The 17,014-nt window shown below is 44.1% G+C and carries 11 protein-coding genes; 4 read left to right on the top strand and 7 right to left on the bottom strand.

Features of this window, described 5'->3' with window-relative positions; all coding sequences use genetic code 11:
• Positions 1 to 27 precede the first annotated feature (27 nt).
• A complete protein-coding gene (locus BDI_RS17445) occupies positions 28 to 1,221 on the top strand; it encodes a pyridoxal phosphate-dependent aminotransferase (protein WP_005859478.1) in 1,194 nt (397 codons plus the stop codon).
• A 155-nt stretch (positions 1,222 to 1,376) separates the two neighbouring features.
• On the opposite strand, the gene tsf is transcribed toward BDI_RS17445, so the two are convergent.
• The 6 genes from tsf to BDI_RS17415 form a co-directional block, all read right to left on the bottom strand.
• Positions 1,377 to 2,366 carry a translation elongation factor Ts gene (tsf, locus tag BDI_RS17440; RefSeq protein WP_005859480.1) on the bottom strand — a complete coding sequence of 330 codons (990 nt, stop codon included), beginning with the start codon at positions 2,364 to 2,366 and terminating at the stop codon, positions 1,377 to 1,379.
• Between the two features lie 144 nt (positions 2,367 to 2,510).
• Positions 2,511 to 3,347: a 30S ribosomal protein S2 gene (rpsB, locus tag BDI_RS17435; protein ID WP_005859482.1), complete on the bottom strand. Its 837-nt coding sequence runs from the start codon at positions 3,345 to 3,347 to the stop codon at positions 2,511 to 2,513.
• 140 nt (positions 3,348 to 3,487) lie between these two features.
• Entirely contained in the window at positions 3,488 to 3,874 is a 387-nt protein-coding gene (rpsI, locus tag BDI_RS17430) for a 30S ribosomal protein S9 (RefSeq protein ID WP_005859484.1), read from the bottom strand.
• Positions 3,875 to 3,879: 5 nt separating this feature from the next.
• Positions 3,880 to 4,335 carry a 50S ribosomal protein L13 gene (rplM, locus tag BDI_RS17425; protein WP_005859486.1) on the bottom strand — a complete coding sequence of 152 codons (456 nt, stop codon included), beginning with the start codon at positions 4,333 to 4,335 and terminating at the stop codon, positions 3,880 to 3,882.
• A gap of 195 nt (positions 4,336 to 4,530) precedes the next feature.
• On the bottom strand, positions 4,531 to 5,163 hold the full coding sequence (locus tag BDI_RS17420) for a porin family protein (protein ID WP_005859488.1): 633 nt from the start codon (positions 5,161 to 5,163) through the stop codon (positions 4,531 to 4,533).
• 332 nt (positions 5,164 to 5,495) lie between these two features.
• Positions 5,496 to 8,705, bottom strand: coding sequence for a DUF6383 domain-containing protein (locus BDI_RS17415; protein WP_011967340.1), 3,210 nt, complete (start codon positions 8,703 to 8,705; stop codon positions 5,496 to 5,498).
• 806 nt (positions 8,706 to 9,511) lie between these two features.
• Between BDI_RS17415 and dnaE the strand changes: the two genes are divergently transcribed.
• Together dnaE and trxA are read left to right on the top strand one after the other, a co-directional pair.
• A complete protein-coding gene (dnaE, locus tag BDI_RS17410) occupies positions 9,512 to 13,315 on the top strand; it encodes a DNA polymerase III subunit alpha (protein ID WP_008772806.1) in 3,804 nt (1,267 codons plus the stop codon).
• Positions 13,316 to 13,402: 87 nt separating this feature from the next.
• Positions 13,403 to 13,720 (top strand): thioredoxin, encoded by a 318-nt coding sequence (gene trxA, locus BDI_RS17405; protein ID WP_005867529.1) that lies wholly within the window; start codon positions 13,403 to 13,405, stop codon positions 13,718 to 13,720.
• A gap of 60 nt (positions 13,721 to 13,780) precedes the next feature.
• Here trxA and mnmD read toward each other — a convergent pair whose 3' ends face one another.
• Positions 13,781 to 14,443 (bottom strand): tRNA (5-methylaminomethyl-2-thiouridine)(34)-methyltransferase MnmD, encoded by a 663-nt coding sequence (mnmD, locus tag BDI_RS17400; RefSeq protein ID WP_011967339.1) that lies wholly within the window; start codon positions 14,441 to 14,443, stop codon positions 13,781 to 13,783.
• A gap of 70 nt (positions 14,444 to 14,513) precedes the next feature.
• On the opposite strand from mnmD, the gene BDI_RS17395 reads away from it, so the two are divergent.
• Positions 14,514 to 16,907: a TonB-dependent receptor gene (locus BDI_RS17395; RefSeq protein WP_011967338.1), complete on the top strand. Its 2,394-nt coding sequence runs from the start codon at positions 14,514 to 14,516 to the stop codon at positions 16,905 to 16,907.
• Positions 16,908 to 17,014 lie beyond the last annotated feature (107 nt).

The raw sequence follows: 17,014 nt of genomic DNA, 5'->3' as shown, positions 1-17,014 counted from the left end.
AAAACAACCTATACAAAAAGCAATGTCATGACACAAGTCTCAGATCGTTTAGCGAGTTTATCGCCTTCAGCAACATTGGCGATGTCACAAAAGAGCGGTGAGTTGAAAGCTCAAGGTATCGATGTTATCAACTTAAGTGTGGGAGAACCCGATTTCAATACTCCCGACTTCATTAAAGAAGCCGCGAAGAAGGCGATTGACGATAATTTCTCACGTTATTCTCCCGTAGCGGGTTATCCGGCATTACGTAATGCTATCGTTGCCAAATTGAAGAACGAGAATGGACTGGAATATACAGCAGGCCAGATCTCTTGTGCAAACGGTGCCAAACAATCCGTTTGTAACACGGTCATGGTATTGGTAAATCCGGGGGACGAGGTTATCATCCCTGCCCCTTTCTGGGTAAGCTATCCGGAGATGGTGAAGTTAGCGGAAGGAACTCCCGTTATCGTTCCGGCTGGTATCGAGCAAGATTTCAAGATCACTCCAGCTCAGCTGGAAGCCGCTATTACGCCTAAGACAAAAGCGTTAATCCTTTGCTCCCCCTCCAACCCGACGGGTTCTGTTTACAGCGCCGAGGAATTGGCAGGTTTAGCGGAAGTATTGAAAAAACATCCGGATATCATCGTTATAGCGGATGAGATCTACGAACATATTAACTATATTGGTAAACACAACAGCATCGCTTCTATCGAAGGAATGAAAGACCGTACGGTTATCGTAAACGGCGTTTCCAAAGCGTATGCGATGACTGGCTGGCGTATCGGTTTCATCGCCGGACCGGAATGGATCGTGAAAGCGGTTAATAAATTACAAGGACAATATACCTCTGGCCCTTGCTCCGTATCTCAAAAAGCGGCGGAAGCGGCTTATACAGGCTCACAAGAACCCGTTGAGGAAATGCGTAAGGCCTTCGAACGTCGTCGTGACTTAATCGTTAATTTAGCGAAAGAAGTTCCGGGCTTCGAGGTGAATAAGCCGGAAGGCGCCTTCTACTTATTCCCCAAATGTAGTTATTATTACGGCAAGACAGATGGAACCCGTGTAATCAACAACGCTGATGACTTAGCTATGTATCTCTTAGAAGTAGCGCACGTAGCTTGCGTAGGTGGTACCTCTTTCGGGGCACCCGAGTGTATCCGCATGAGTTACGCTACCAGCGATGAGAATATCGCAGAGGCGATCAAACGTATTAAGGATGCGTTGGCCGCATTGAAATAAGAAAAAATTAAACAGATATACTTACTTGGCAAAGTAAGATATATTGCATTGGACAAGTAAGTATATCTTCTATGGGCAAGTAAGCTATACTTCATAAAAAAGGCGATACATTGAGTTGTATCGCCTTTTTCTTTATATCAAATACGTTACCGCAATTACTCAGCACGCAAAGTGAAACGTTTGAACGCCAAGATTTGTAACTCAGGATCGATCTCCTTCATTGTCTCTCTTACAGTCTTCTTGCCATCCATAATGTCTTCTTGGTTCAACAAGCAAACCTCTTTCAAGAACTTGCCCAGACGACCCTTAGCGATATTCTCGATCATCTGTTGAGGTAAGTTAGCCGCCTTCTCAGCGGAAACAGTAGCAATGATTTCTTTAGCCTTAGCTACATCCTCTGCCGTGATCCAACCCTTATCCATGTTACTTTCCATGTGAGCCTCGCTATCTACATGCGAAGGATTAATACCAGCCTTCTTCAATGCAGCCTCTACAGCCTTCTGCACCTGCTCAGCCTTCGTCTTCTCGATAGCAACCTGGATCTCTTTCTCTTTTACAGACTCAGGAACACCAGCCTCATCAATAGCAATCGGATTCATAGCGGCGATCTGCATAACAATATTGTGAGCGGCTTCCTCAGACTCCTTGTTGAAAGCGGCGATCGTACAAAGTTGGTTCTTACCCATATGGTTGTATACAGTAGTGTAAGCACCTTCAACTACGCAGTAGCCATCCAACTCCATTTTCTCGCCAGTGATACCACTACGATCCGTAACAGCTTCTTGGATAGTACCCTTGCCCATAGGCAAAGCTTTCACCTCGTCCAAAGTACGGCATTTGTTAGCCACGGCAGCGTCCAAGATAGCTTGAGTCAAAGCCACGAAGTCCTCATTCTTAGCCACGAAGTCCGTTTCGCACTTCAAAGCGATGATAGCGGCGAACTCGCCATCCTTCTTAGCCAACACACAACCCTCGGCAGCCTCACGATCAGAACGTTTAGCGGCGATAGCCTGTCCTTTTTTACGGATAATTTCCATTGCTTTCTCGATGTCACCGTCAGACTCTGTCAAAGCCTTCTTACAGTCCATCATACCAGCTCCACTCATTTTGCGCAGCTTGGTAATATCAGCCATTGTTACAGCCATAATCTTATTTCCTTTATCTTTAAAATGTTTATACTTTCAAAAATTGACAATGGACAGTTGCCAATTGACAAATCCTGTCAAAAGCCAACTGCCCATTGTATTTGTATTCTAATTGTCAATTGTCAACGTCAATTGTCAATCGAATTATTCTTCGTCTTTCGCGAACTTACCGGCAACGTTAGCGTTCAACGCATCGTCGTCTTCTTTCTTCGTACGTTCTTTCTTAACAGCAGCTTTTGCCTTACGCTCTCTTTTCGGAGCTTCCTCAGCAGCCTCTGCGTCAATTTTCTCAGCCTTACGCTCTTGCAAGCCTTCGTTCATAGCCTCGCAGATAGCGCCCAAGATAACCTCTACAGACTTTGTAGCGTCATCGTTAGCCGGGATAACGTAGTCGATATTGTTCGGATTAGAGTTCGTATCAACCATACCGAATACAGGGATACCCAAACGGTTAGCCTCGCGAACAGCGATATGCTCTTTCATCACGTCTACAACGAACAACGCTGACGGAAGACGAGTAAGGTCTACGATAGAACCTAAAGTCTTCTCCAACTTAGCGCGTTGGCGAGTGATTTGAAGTTTTTCTCTCTTAGAAAGATTATCAAATGTACCATCTTTTGTCATCTTATCGATAGTAGCCATCTTCTTGATAGCTTTACGGATCGTCGGGAAGTTGGTCAACATACCACCCGGCCAGCGCTCGATAACGTAAGGCATACCTACGGAAGCAGCCTTATCAGCGACAACTTGTTTAGCTTGTTTTTTGGTAGCCACGAAAAGAACTTTCTTGCCTTGTTTAGCCAAGTTCTTCATAACTTCAGCGGCTTCGTCTACTTTAGCAACTGTTTTATAAAGGTCAATGATATGAATACCATTGCGCTCCATGAAGATATAAGGAGCCATAGCGGGATTCCACTTTCTTTTTAAGTGTCCGAAGTGTACACCAGCCTCTAATAATTGATCAAAATTTACTCTTGACATTGTTTTTTTCTTAAATCGTTTACTTTCTTTGTTTAATTTCAACCATCAGGTAGTCTTTCCGCATGTCCACATGTAAAAAGAATCCCGATAATTTAGATACTAAACGCTTCGCTTTACTTGTAAGGGACTCACAAATAACATTAACGTTTACTGAACTGGAATCTCTTACGAGCTTTCGGACGACCCGGTTTCTTACGCTCAACAGCACGAGGATCGCGAGTTACGAATCCTTCCGCTCTCAAGACAGCCTTATCTTCCGGATTAATCTTTATCAACGCACGAGAGATAGCCAAACGGGCAGCCTCAGACTGACCTTTGAAACCACCACCGTCAAGGTTGATCTTAATATCATATTGCTCTGCGACGTTCAACTTTGCTAACGGCTGCTTTACGATAAACTGAAGGATTGAAGAAGGAAAGTATTTTTCCAGCTCACGTTTGTTGATCGTGATCTTTCCCGTACCTTCGCTAACGAATACGCGAGCGACTGCCGCTTTACGTCTTCCTATTGCATTTACTACTTCCATCGTGATTATTTATATGAGTTTATATCGATTAACTTAGGTTGTTGAGCCTCGTGCTTGTGCTCAGTTCCCTCATAAACGTACATGTTGTTCAACAACTTTGCACCCAGACGGTTCTTAGGCAACATACCTTTTACTACTTTACGGAACAGACGGTCGCCACCTTTCTTCAAAAGATCAGCCGGAGTATACTCGATCTGTCCACCGGGATATCCGGTATATCTCAAATAAATACGATCGTTCCACTTGTTACCAGTCAGAACGACTTTGTCTGCATTGATGATGATTACATTATCACCACAGTCAACGTGCGGAGTGAAATTGGGTTTGTACTTACCGCGCAAAAGCTTCGCTACTTTAGCGCAAAGGCGACCTAACGTCTGGCCTTCAGCATCAACAATGACCCACTCTTTGTTTACAGTTGCCTTGTTTGCAGAAATGGTCTTAAAACTTAAAGTATCCACTGCTTAAAAATTAAATTAATTAATAACTCAAAAAACTAGCCTTACCAACATTGTCACAACGGACACATGATGCAACAACGTGCTAAGAACTAAACTCTTAGTACAATTTGATAATAATCGGCTTGCAAAGGTACGGGTTTTATCCGAAATACCAAACAAATCTAATTATTTTTCAAGTTATTATGAAGATACTCATCACTTACGGAAGTAATACCCCAAAGAGAATGTCACGTTATTTTGATAAACGGAAGTCTCGCCGTCACGCTTCAAGGCACGGCGGTCTATCATGCCGCATAGGGAACTTACGGAAAAGAAAAAGTTACTATATTCTACCGATAGGCCGACGTTCATGCCAAAATCGCAAGGTTTCAAATCCTTCTCCTCGGATACGCCGAAATGGAGATCCGGATTGGTCTCTCGGCTCTTCATCTTGCCAAACAAGGACCAATCAAAGGTAGGACCGGCGAATACGGACAGATGAACGTCCGTGAAGGTAAACGTATAAGCCACATTCACGGGTATCTGCAAAGAGTAATACCAACATTTATTATGAAGCGCCATCCCATGTATATCCTGATTCGAATAATAAGCGCCACCTTGGTTTACGAACGCCACCTCAGGACGAAGCGACCATTTTTTATTCTTACTCAAAGGAATATCCGCCAAACCCGCTATGCTGAAACCGAAGCGGGCTCCCGCCTCATACGTATCCTCCACTTTCTGGATCAACGAAGAATAAGCGCCTCCGGCACGTACGCCGAAAGAAACCTGAGCCATCGCCGGTAAAATCATCATCACGGCAATCAACAACAATCCGATCTTTCTCATAAACTTCCTCATTTGCTTTTCCTTCTAATAGCAAGCAAAGATATACATTTTTCAATAACATCTACATTTATCCTACTGAAACATACAGGAAAGCTACATAAAAAGAACAACTCATGAAAGGGCCGCTCAAAAGTTAGCCCCGATCGCAGAAACGACCGAGGCTATTTTTTTCCCACCTTCCCTCCTCACGGAGGCAACGGTGGATGAACTTTAATTTATTACTTTAGTATTAATATTAATCCATTCCCGCCTATTCGCCCTCACGGGGTACTTGAATCACTACAACTCCCGCAGGAATGATTTTCGATTTATGTTATTTATCGTCATTATTCTTATTTAACGACTGCCTTAACAGCTTCCTCGCCTTCTACAGACACCACAACGATACCTGCCGGAGCAGCGATCGTAGCGTTATCGGAAGTAAGAACCGTGTTAGCGATAGACTTGCCAAGAACGTTCGTTACAGAAACCATCTTGCCAGCCGCACCTTGGATCTCGATCGTACCGTTGCCAACGATAACCTTGATGCCTTCGGCAGCATCAGCGATAGACTCATTGGAAGTAGGATCACCAGCAGCGATAGTGAAACGCATAGCGTTTTTCTTGTTACCGCTCCAAGACAATTTATCGTTGACACCATATAAATAAGAACCCTTATCAGCTACAGAACGGATACGATAAGCGTTCTCGTCGTCCTCACACTGGATGATCTGAACCTTGAAGTTGTCCAAGCCTCCTAATACACCCTCATCATCAGCCTCTTTAGCCACGGCAACCTTGTTACCTTTAACGATCGTAGTCAAAGTATCCTTACTTTCCCAAAGAGTGGCCGGCTTGAAGACAGCCTTCGTGTCATCCTCGTTCCATTGATACTTTCTGTCGTATGTACCGTCTGCCACATAGTAGTTTACAGAGTCTTTCGGATTGAATAAGAACAGTCTGTTACCATCCTCAACCGTACCTTTGTTAGAGATATAGAAAGAAGGAACTACCGCATCCTTATCTGTTACCTGTAAGTAGAAAGAATATTGATTCTCGTTTACAACGATACCATCACGATCCTCGTTCATGGAGATATAGTTGTTCATCTCGCTTATCAGGGAAATATGTCCTTCCTCAGCGGGATAGCTGATTTCCGGAGCCTCAACAATCAAGTAAGTATTCAATAACCAATCTTGTTGACTACTCGGAGTTGTAGCGATAGGCCATGCATAAACAGAAGACGGAGTAGTATATTGACATTCGTCGATAGAAGCCTTATAAGTAGCGTCTACTACAGACGTCGTATTCGCATTTAAAATAGAAGCGATATTTGAGCTTGTGCTTGTCACCTCAATCAAATAAACAGAACCATCAGCAGCTTGCTTAATCACAAAACGTGTAGTGTTATTTTCGCCAACTAATTCCTCTTGGGCAGACACGTTAGGACTTCCTGCCGGGAAGTATTCCTCGGTTTCAATGCCATCATTGATATACTGCAATCGATAAACATAGGCATAAGCCTTATCACCTCTAGCTTGTACAGTCACACGTCCATCCTTGTTATAAACAAAGCTACGCTCGATGATCGTACGTTTGTTATCCTCTTTCACCAATTGCCATTGAGCGGCGCCAGATACCTCATTTGCGAACTTATCATTCTTATTCAATATATACTCTGAAACTGCTAAAGGCAAATTATTTTCGGTAGCTGCCACATACCACTTATTAGAAGTCTCGTTGTTATCACGAGCAAAAGCCATCGTCACCAAAGTCTCATTGTCCACGTTCAAGAAACCAGCGTATGGATCAACTTCTGCCGGAGTCAATTCCACGATTAGCTGTTGCATATCAGCATCATCGCCCTCTGCCTCACGATATGTGTTCTCATTTACGTAGATAGCGGTAACTGTTTTGTTATCTGTAGCCAATTCGTAAACATTCTCGCCTAAATCAGTTTTCGGGAACAAGCTAGCTTGGAAATACTCGCCGGTCTCACGGTTCGTGAATGTCACTTTATATGTATCGTCTACACTGGAAATAGCCCATTGATAAGCCGGAGTTTCCAATTGAGAAAGAACCTTAGCTTTCGCAACAAATTGGAACGAACCTCTCTTAACAGCATTCGTCAAATACTTTCCATATACGCTCTTGATGTCTTTCTTATCGACACCCTTACCATCTAAGACACGGATTGTATAAGCAGAAACCTTCGCCTCTGTATTCAACAACTCAATACCGCTCTTCATCCCGGCAGCACCTTGCTTGAATATAAAGTAGTTAATTGGGTTATTGCTAGCATCCGTCAAAGTAGAAGTCGTGGCCAAATAGTAGTTGTCATTGTGCTTCAAGATATGCAACTTCACCTTGGCATCTGCTTGATCCGCTTTGCTCGCTTGTTTGCGGTAACGGAATCGATCCACGTTCAACTCATACGGATAGCCCTCGGAATAACTCTTCTGTACACGGAAGTTAGCGTTGTTTATGGAGATCTCATCGCCAGCGGCTTTCCAGTTGGAAGAAGTTCCTTGATACAAATTCAACTCGCTGATCTTTTTCTCTACCAACATGAATCCATCACCAGACGCACGTCCCGCATTTGTACCTTCCACTGTTTCGGTTGAGCTTAAAACCAAGACAGTTGCGTCCATCCAAGCTTTATAACCGCTAGAAACAGCATTAGTTCCGCTACAATCATCCTTATCAGGTGCATTCTCTGTAAAGAAGTACATACCAGCGGGAATCTTCAAATCAGCCGTACTTCCTGAATAGGAAGGATAAGAAGTAGCGTCCACTCTCAAGTCAGAAGGCACATAACGGGCAACGATTCTTTTCTCATTGAATAGATTACCATTAGGCTCGCTAGTCTGATCGGAGTCCAATCTTTTTGAGACGAAAGAGAAACCTGCCGTGTTATACAAATCATTCAACTCATCAGCTCCCACAGCCCCTAATTCCTCTGATTCTACCGCATAGAAAGATAAATCAAAAGACGAAGCCGTAGTTGAAATTAAAGAGCCACCAGCACTCCATTTTAACTGGAATACATCACTCTTATTCCCGTTATAAGCGAATAGAGCCTTCTCGCTTGCAGTATATTTACCTGTTGTTCCGATTTGAGTAGCTCCAAATGCAAAAACATCTTTAATCACATTTCCAGAAGCCGCACTATTCAATTCTACGGCCTCTGAACCAGCAGTCGTGTTGACACGTAGAGTCTTACCTGTGGCTACATTCTCAAATTTGTACGAATAAGCGCCCAAATTCTCTGTTACGGTAACTTTCCAGATATACTGCTTTACATCATCTTTCTTGTCATCCGCAATAGAAGTAGCTTTATAATCAAGAATACCTTCTTGTAATACACCATCCTCGCTTACAGAAGTAAAACCATACGCTAAACCGTTGGCATCCGTCATCACATAAGCTCCGGATTTCAGTTCCGTAACAGCACTACCCAAGCCCAATAAACTTTGAATAGAGTTTTGAGCGAAGGCACTACCGCACAGCGACCCTGCCACGAGCAGACCCGCCGTTAACAATGTAGAAATCTTTCTGTTCATAATTTAGAATTTAATATTAATAATAGTGTTAATTAAGCACTTAGCTATTTTCTGATAGCAGACTACCGTTAGAAAACGACTAGTCTAAACCATCGTTTAGATCTTGCGTTTTTCGAGAGATACAAAGGGGAGTTTGTGGAAGGAAGAGCTTGTTTCGTAAAGGATAGCCTATCCTATTGATAAGAAAGCGAATAAGGCATGAAAAAAATAACACAGAAGGGTTGCAAGTGTCAAAGAAATGCGTACCTTTGCAAATGACTAATTAAAACGATCGTTTAAATCAATCATTTTTCTCTTCTATTATTTAATGTACATGCGTACATTAGTAAATACACCATGGAATAATCAACAAAAGTAAGATCACCTTTTGCGATAGATCGGAATATTAGTTTCCCTTGTTCTAGCAAAATGACACTTTGTAAACAGAACTCCCTGAGATTCGCTTTTTCCAAGCATAAGTACAGTATAAAACGGCTTTTCACACAGAAAAACGCCATTCATAACTATCTTCCATCCGCTAGTTCGAGCACCTCACGAAAACCTCCTGTCACGATATACGGCTTATATCAAGCAAAATATCAATACAACATCTGTTTATATAACATATAGATTCTATAGAATCACACATATTATAACCTCATTATATCCTTCAGAAAACACGTACGTCTTTTTCCAAAAACATGTACGTGTTTCCGAAAAAAGACGTACGTGTTTTTTTAAAAGCAAAACAACCTCTCTCGTACTAAAAAATATTTCCTACCTTTATGCACTCATTTCAATATGCACCAGACTATACATTAATATATATGGAACCGTTTATTCATTTACACGTACATACCCAGTATTCCTTGCTGGACGGACAGGCATCCATCGACGCATTGATCGACAAAGCGTACAAAGACGGAATGCGTGCGATCGCCGTAACAGACCATGGCGTTATGTTCGGTATCAAGGAGTTTTTCAATAAGGTTAGCAAAAAGAACAGTAAACCTCTCGGGATCATCAAGGACTCCGAGAAAGAACTAAAACCGCTGCTGGCCAAGGATGCGCCAACCGATGAGGAACAACAAAGGATAACGGAACTACAAAAACAAATCGCCGAAGCGAAAGCTTCCATCTTCAAGCCGATCATCGGGTGCGAATGTTATTGCGCTCGCAACGGAAGGCATAGCAAGCTGGCCTCGCAAGACGACCGTAGCGGCTGGCACTTGATCGTTCTGGCCAAAAATAAGAACGGATACAAGAACCTGATCAAGATGGTATCCCTCTCATGGACGGAAGGATTCTACGGACGTCCGCGTATTGACAAAGAGTTGTTGGAGAAATATCATGAGGATCTGATCATCTGCTCCGCCTGTTTAGGAGGAGAGATCCCACAGCATATCATGCACGGACGAATCGATAAGGCTGAGGAGTCTATCAAATGGTTCAAAAACTTATTCGGAGAAGACTATTACCTTGAGATGCAACGGCACGAGACACACGACCCCAACGCCGATTGCACGATTTTCCCGCATCAACAAGAGGTGAACAAGGTACTGATCGAACTTGCTCACAAACATAATATCAAGCTAATCGCCACCAACGACGTCCATTTCGTCAATGCCGACGACGCTGAGGCCCACGACCGCCTGATCTGCCTTAGTACCGGCAAAGACTTGGACGACCCCAAACGTATGCGCTACTCCAAGCAAGAATGGATGAAGACAACCGCCGAGATGAACACCATCTTCGCCGATATCCCCGAAGCTTTGAGTAATACCCTCGAGATAGCCGACAAAATAGAATTCTACTCCATCGACAGCGGTCCTATCATGCCGACTTTCGCCATTCCCGAGGAGTTCGGCACCGAGGAGTCCTACCGTCAGAAATTGACAGAGCATGATTTATTTGAGGAATTCACCCGAGACGAGAACGGTAATGTCGTATTAAGCGAGGAAGAGGCGCACTCCAAAATCAAGAAATTAGGTGGATACGACAAACTATACCGCATCAAGCTGGAAGCCGACTATTTGGCGAAATTGACATACGACGGAGCCAAGGAGCTTTACGGAGACCCCTTGAACGATGAAGTAAAGGAGCGTCTGAACTTCGAGTTACATATCATGAAGACCATGGGGTTCCCCGGCTACTTCTTGATCGTGCAAGATTTCATCCGTGCCGCTCGTGAGGAACTCGGTGTATCCGTAGGACCGGGACGTGGTTCGGCCGCCGGATCTGCCGTAGCTTATTGCTTAGGGATCACCAAGATCGACCCGATCAAATATGACCTCCTGTTCGAGCGTTTCTTGAATCCGGACCGTATCTCCCTCCCCGATATCGATACCGACTTCGATGATGATGGCCGTGGCGAGGTCTTACGCTGGGTAACGGAGAAATACGGTGCCGAGCGTGTGGCTCATATCATTACTTATGGTACGATGGCTACCAAGTCCGCTATCAAAGATGTCGCCCGGGTACAGAAATTACCGTTATCCGAATCGAACCGGTTAGCCAAATTGGTTCCGGATAAGATCCCTGACATGAAGAAGTTCAAATTGGGCGACGCCATCAAGTATGTGCCGGAACTAAAAGAGGCGGCTAACGGAAATGATCCGCTGGCACGGGATACCTTGAAATACGCCCAGATGCTGGAAGGCAACGTCCGTAACACGGGTGTACACGCCTGCGGTGTCATTATCGGACGTTATGATATATCGGATGTCGTACCTGTCAGTACGGCGAAAGACAAGGATACCGGCGAGGAGATGCTGGTTACCCAATACGAGGGTTCCGTGATCGAGGAAACCGGATTGATCAAGATGGACTTCTTGGGCTTGAAGACCTTGTCCATCATCAAGGAAGCGATCGAGAACGTGAAACTGACTACCGGACATGATCTGGATATCGACCATATCAGTCTGGAGGACCCCAAGACTTATAAATTGTATTGCGACGGAAAGACAACCGGTACATTCCAGTTCGAGTCCGCCGGTATGCAAAAGTATTTGAAGGAGTTGCAACCTTCTAAATTCGAGGACTTGATCGCCATGAACGCCCTGTATCGCCCGGGCCCAATGGATTACATCCCTTCTTTTATCGCCCGTAAACAGGGTAAGGAGGAGATCAAGTACGATATTCCCGTCATGGAACGCTACCTAAAAGATACGTACGGTATTACGGTCTATCAGGAGCAGGTCATGCTTCTATCCCGTTTGCTCGCTAACTTCACGCGTGGTGAGAGTGATGCCTTACGTAAGGCGATGGGTAAGAAGTTGATCGAGAAGATGAACCACTTGAAGTCTAAATTTATGGCTGGTGGTCAAGCCAACGGCTATAAAGAGGAAACTTTAAATAAGATCTGGTCCGACTGGGAGAAGTTCGCCTCATACGCATTCAATAAGAGTCACGCTACTTGTTACTCATGGGTGGCTTATCAGACCGCTTACTTGAAAGCGAACTTCCCGTCCGAGTATATGGCCGCCGTCTTGAGCCGAAGCTTATCCAATATCACGGATATCACGAAGTTCATGGATGAATGTAAAGCGATGGGTATTCAAGTATTGGGACCGGACGTGAACGAGTCTATCTTGAAGTTCAGCGTAGATAAGAACAAGAACATCCGCTTCGGGCTAGGCGCCGTGAAAGGCGTAGGTGAGTCAGCCGTACAAAATATCATAGAGGAACGCAAGAAGAACGGCCCGTACAAGAGTATCTTCGATTTCGTAGAACGGGTGAACTTGACCGCTTGCAATAAGAAAAACATAGAGTCCATGGCTTTGGCCGGAGCGTTCGATAACTTCGGTATCCAGCGTGAGCAGTTCTTCACCGACAGTGGAAAAGGGGAATTGTTCTTGGATACCTTGGTTCGCTATGGTAACAAATACCAGATGGATAAGAGCACGGCAGTCAACTCTTTATTCGGTGGAGACGCCTTGATCGCCATCGCTAAACCGGAGATCCCGCAATGCGAGCGTTGGAGCGATCTCGAACGCCTAAATAAAGAGAAGGAGTTGGTCGGTATTTACCTATCCGCCCACCCGTTGGATGAATACCGTATCATATTAAAGTATGTATGTAATACCGGCATGGTAGAACTTAACGAGCGGGAAACCTTACAAGGCCGGGAGGTTTTATTAGGTGGTATCGTCACCGGTTTCCGGGAAGGAATGACCAAGAACGGAAAGCCTTACGGAATCTTGAAGATCGAGGATTTCACGGGTAGTGGCGAGATCCCTCTTTTCGGACAGGATTATATCGAATACAGCAAGTATGGTAAAATAGGGATGTATCTCTTGATCACAGCCCGTGTAGAGCCTAGCCGCTGGGACCCCAATAAACTGGACTTCAAGATTGGTACCGTCAACCTTTTGCAAGACGAGAAAGACAAGCTGATCGAGAAAATCAGTATCACGGTCCCGATCCATGATTTGGACGAGCCGACAATCAATGAGCTTTCGGTATTGATCAAGAACAATCCGGGCCATAGCCTGTTATATTTTAAGGTTGTCGATGGGGAACATAATATTTCCCTAAATCTCTTCTCCCAAAATATCCGCTTAAACGTGACCCGTGAGCTGGTAGACTTTTTACAGGAGAACGAGAATATCGATTTTAAAATTAATGGTTAAAGTTGTACGACGCTGAAAGAATTTGTACTTTTGGCGTCATAACAATCATTAGATTATAATTCATAATTAAATAATACGTAATTCAAAATGGCACTACAAATTACAGACGCTAATTTCGAGGAGTTGGTTAACTCCGGAAAGCCCATGGTTCTTGACTTTTGGGCAGAGTGGTGTGGCCCTTGCCGCATGGTATCTCCTATCATTGATGAGTTGGCAACCGAATACGAAGGTCGTGTGACGATCGGTAAAATGAACGTTGACGAGAATGACGATGTAGTCGGACAATTCGGTATCCGCAACATCCCTACCGTTCTTTTCTTCAAAGACGGTAAGATGGTTGATAAAGTAGTAGGCGCTACGGCTAAGGATAAGTTCGTAGAAAAGATCGAGGCAATGCTTAAATAATTGAAAGTTGAGAATTGAGAATTGAAAATACCGAGGAATACGCTCTGTAACTTTCAATTCTCAATTTTTAATACCCCTAAGTATATGTCGCTTGCCCGGAGGACCGGGAAGACGGCTCATCTCAAAACCAGCCGCTTGCATACCTCTGCGTACCTCTCCTTTTGCGCAATAGGTTACGATCACTCCGCCCGGTGCGGTATGAGCATACAAACGATTATAGATTTCCTGATTCCACATCTCCGGTTGTTTCTCGGGCGCAAATGCGTCGAAATAGATCAAATCGATATCATCCGGTAGTTCACAGGCGTTACTATTTCCTTCTATTTTATGAAGTGTAAAGCGCTCTGAGATTGAAACGGGAGTATTCCACTCCGCCTCATGCAAGGCTAAGAATAACTCTTTTCTCTCCGGCCAGATCAGCTCTCCATAATTCAAGGTACGAATCGTATCTAAAGGAAGCGGGTATAACTCCACGGTATGATAATCAATATGATGTGCTTGAGATAGCTCGACATCCTTAAATGTCAAAAAGGCGTTCAGCCCTGTACCGAAGCCAACTTCCACGATTCGGATAAAGTCTTTCTCCCGCGCATGCAATCCCGCCTCAATAAATATATGTCTCGATTCCTGCAACGCCCCGTTCACGGAATGATAATGTTCATCCATCGCCGGAATATATAGCGTATGGCTTCCATCCGCCGTTATCTGTAATTCTTTCTCCATATGTATGCAAAGATAATACATACGAATCAGAATAATACTTATCTTTACCGCTATAAATATGATATAAGATATGGATAGACGCCATCTTTACTTCTTACTATTCTTATTATGTACCATACAAGCCGCTATCGGTCAACAGCGCTCCTTCTCTATCAAGGGAGTTGTAAAAGACGCATCGAGCGGACAGCCGATACCTTTCGCTAACGTAGTGGTATGGAACACGACGCAAGGGGCGGTCACCGATTCCACCGGATTATTCGAGATATCCGGCATATCACCCGGAAGCTATCGTCTCCAATCCTCCTTTCTGGGATATAAGCCATTCGTTACCGCCGAATTCAGACTAGCGAATAAAGATATATTCTTCCCGATCGAGCTAGAGGAAGCCAGCCAGAATCTGCAAGAGGTTAGCGTAGTAGCCTCTCCGTTCCGTAAAACCGCCGAAAGTCCGCTAGGACTTCGTGTAATCGGTTTCAAGGAGATAGAGAAAAGTGCGGGAGGAAACCGGGATATCTCCCGGGTAGTACAAACCTTTCCGGGAGTAGCGTCTACGGCAGCGTTTCGTAACGACTTGATGGTAAGAGGAGGAGGTCCCTCGGAAAACCGTTTCTTTTTGGATGGCGTAGAGATACCGAATATCAACCATTTCTCTACCCAAGGAGCCTCCGGAGGTCCGGTCGGTATTATCAATCCCGATTTTATCCGGGAGGTCAACTTTTATTCGGCCGCATTCCCCGCATCCAAAGGGAACACTTTAAGTTCGGTATTGGATTTTAAACTACAAGATGGGAATAAGGAGAAATTCTCATTGCGAGGAGTCCTAGGAGCCTCAGATATCGGTGTGTCCGCTAATGGACCGCTAGGAAAAAAGACCACTTACCAAGTGTCTGTTCGTCGCTCTTACCTTCAATTCCTTTTCGATATGATCGGCTTGCCGTTCTTACCTACTTTCACGGATGCCCAATTCAAGATTAAGCACTCCTTCAACCCCAAGAATGAGCTTACAGTTCTCGGATTAGGGGCGATCGATGATATGAAGCTGAATACAGGAATGGAAGACATGAGCGAGAAAAACCAATATATCCTCTCTTACTTGCCGGTCGTAAAACAAAAAACGTATACCCTTGGAGCGGTTTATAAACACTACGCCGGTAAAAATCTCTACTCGGTCATTATCAGCCGTAGCCAGACCAACAATAAGAATATTAAATACAAAGACAATGACGAAAGCAAGGAAGAGAATCTCTCCTTAAATTACCGTTCGGATGAGATCGAGAATAAGTTCCGAACGGAAAACACGTTCCGCTTACCATTCATTCAATTGAATGTCGGAGGAAACATCGAATACGCCCAATACACGAATGACACCTATCAAAAGCAATTTACCTCTATCCCCCGTACCATCGTATATCAAACAGACCTTGGCATATGGAAGTGGGGTATCTATGCCACGGCTATTTATGAGAGTTATAACGAGCGGTTTACCGCCTCTTTAGGTGTTCGTGCGGACGCAAACAATTATTCCTCGGATATGAATAATTTGTTAGATCAGTTATCTCCTCGCCTATCCTTATCCTACCGCTTGTCCGATCCGCTTTATATAAACGCGAATATCGGACGCTACTACGAGCTTCCTCCTTATACGACATTGGGATTCAAGGATAATGAAGGTAATTATGTAAACCGGGCAAATCATTTAAGCTATATCCGAAGCGACCAAGCCGGATTAGGCTTGGAATACCGTCCTACCTCATACTTGAAATTCACGGCCGAAGGATTCTATAAACATTATGATCGTTATCCGATGTCCATACTCGACAGTATCCCACTCGCGTCGAAAGGTACGGACTATGGTGTCTTGGGAAATGAGGCCGTATCGTCTACCGCTACAGGGCGAGCTTATGGGCTTGAGATCATGGGACGTTGGTATAATTATAAAGGGCTTACTTTCATCGCGTCCTACACTTTGGTAAGAAGCGAATTCAAGGATGGGAGAAATATGGACACTTATCTTCCCTCGGCTTGGGACAATAAGCATCTGTTCACGTTTAGCGGGACTTATTCTTTACCCAAGAACTGGGACGTAGGCGCCAAGTTCCGGGTAGTAGGAGGCGCTCCCTATACGCCTTACGATGTAGAAAAGAGTAGTTATGTAGAAGCTTGGGACGCTAATAACGGGCTATACTATGATTACAGCCGGTTTAACAGCGAACGGCTCAAGCCATTCACGCAGTTAGATATCCGTATCGATAAAACATTTTACTTCAAAAAGATCATGCTTGGAGCCTATATCGACATCCAAAACATATTGAATTCCAAATACAAAGAGCAAGACGTATATATCAAAACGGGTAAAATTATCAACCCGGAAGCTCCCATATATGAACAACGGTACGAATTAAGACCGATAGAACGTCTTACAGGAACGCTTCTCCCAAGTATCGGAGTGATGATCGAGTTATAGATTTTAGGCGTAATAGATTCTTTTTATTTTGAATTTCAGCAATTAATCATAAATCTTTCCTATTTTTGTGGTCTGTATTAATAACAAATAGTACTTTAATCGCAAAT

The organism is Parabacteroides distasonis ATCC 8503, from assembly GCF_000012845.1.
GTDB classification, from domain to species: Bacteria; Bacteroidota; Bacteroidia; order Bacteroidales; family Tannerellaceae; genus Parabacteroides; species Parabacteroides distasonis.
The sequence above is the reverse complement of the archived record's forward strand: the minus strand, read 5'-3'. Positions and strand labels throughout refer to the sequence as shown.

What these genes read in the sequence shown, in the direction of transcription:
- BDI_RS17445 (WP_005859478.1), top strand. Translation starts at nt 28, where the DNA reads ATGACACAAGTCTCAGATCGTTTAGCGAGTTTATCGCCTTCAGCAACA.
- tsf (WP_005859480.1), bottom strand. Translation starts at nt 2,366, where the DNA reads ATGGCTGTAACAATGGCTGATATTACCAAGCTGCGCAAAATGAGTGGA.
- rpsB (WP_005859482.1), bottom strand. Translation starts at nt 3,347, where the DNA reads ATGTCAAGAGTAAATTTTGATCAATTATTAGAGGCTGGTGTACACTTC.
- rpsI (WP_005859484.1), bottom strand. Translation starts at nt 3,874, where the DNA reads ATGGAAGTAGTAAATGCAATAGGAAGACGTAAAGCGGCAGTCGCTCGC.
- BDI_RS17420 (WP_005859488.1), bottom strand. Translation starts at nt 5,163, where the DNA reads ATGAGAAAGATCGGATTGTTGTTGATTGCCGTGATGATGATTTTACCG.
- BDI_RS17415 (WP_011967340.1), bottom strand. Translation starts at nt 8,705, where the DNA reads ATGAACAGAAAGATTTCTACATTGTTAACGGCGGGTCTGCTCGTGGCA.
- dnaE (WP_008772806.1), top strand. Translation starts at nt 9,512, where the DNA reads ATGGAACCGTTTATTCATTTACACGTACATACCCAGTATTCCTTGCTG.
- trxA (WP_005867529.1), top strand. Translation starts at nt 13,403, where the DNA reads ATGGCACTACAAATTACAGACGCTAATTTCGAGGAGTTGGTTAACTCC.
- mnmD (WP_011967339.1), bottom strand. Translation starts at nt 14,443, where the DNA reads ATGGAGAAAGAATTACAGATAACGGCGGATGGAAGCCATACGCTATAT.
- BDI_RS17395 (WP_011967338.1), top strand. Translation starts at nt 14,514, where the DNA reads ATGGATAGACGCCATCTTTACTTCTTACTATTCTTATTATGTACCATA.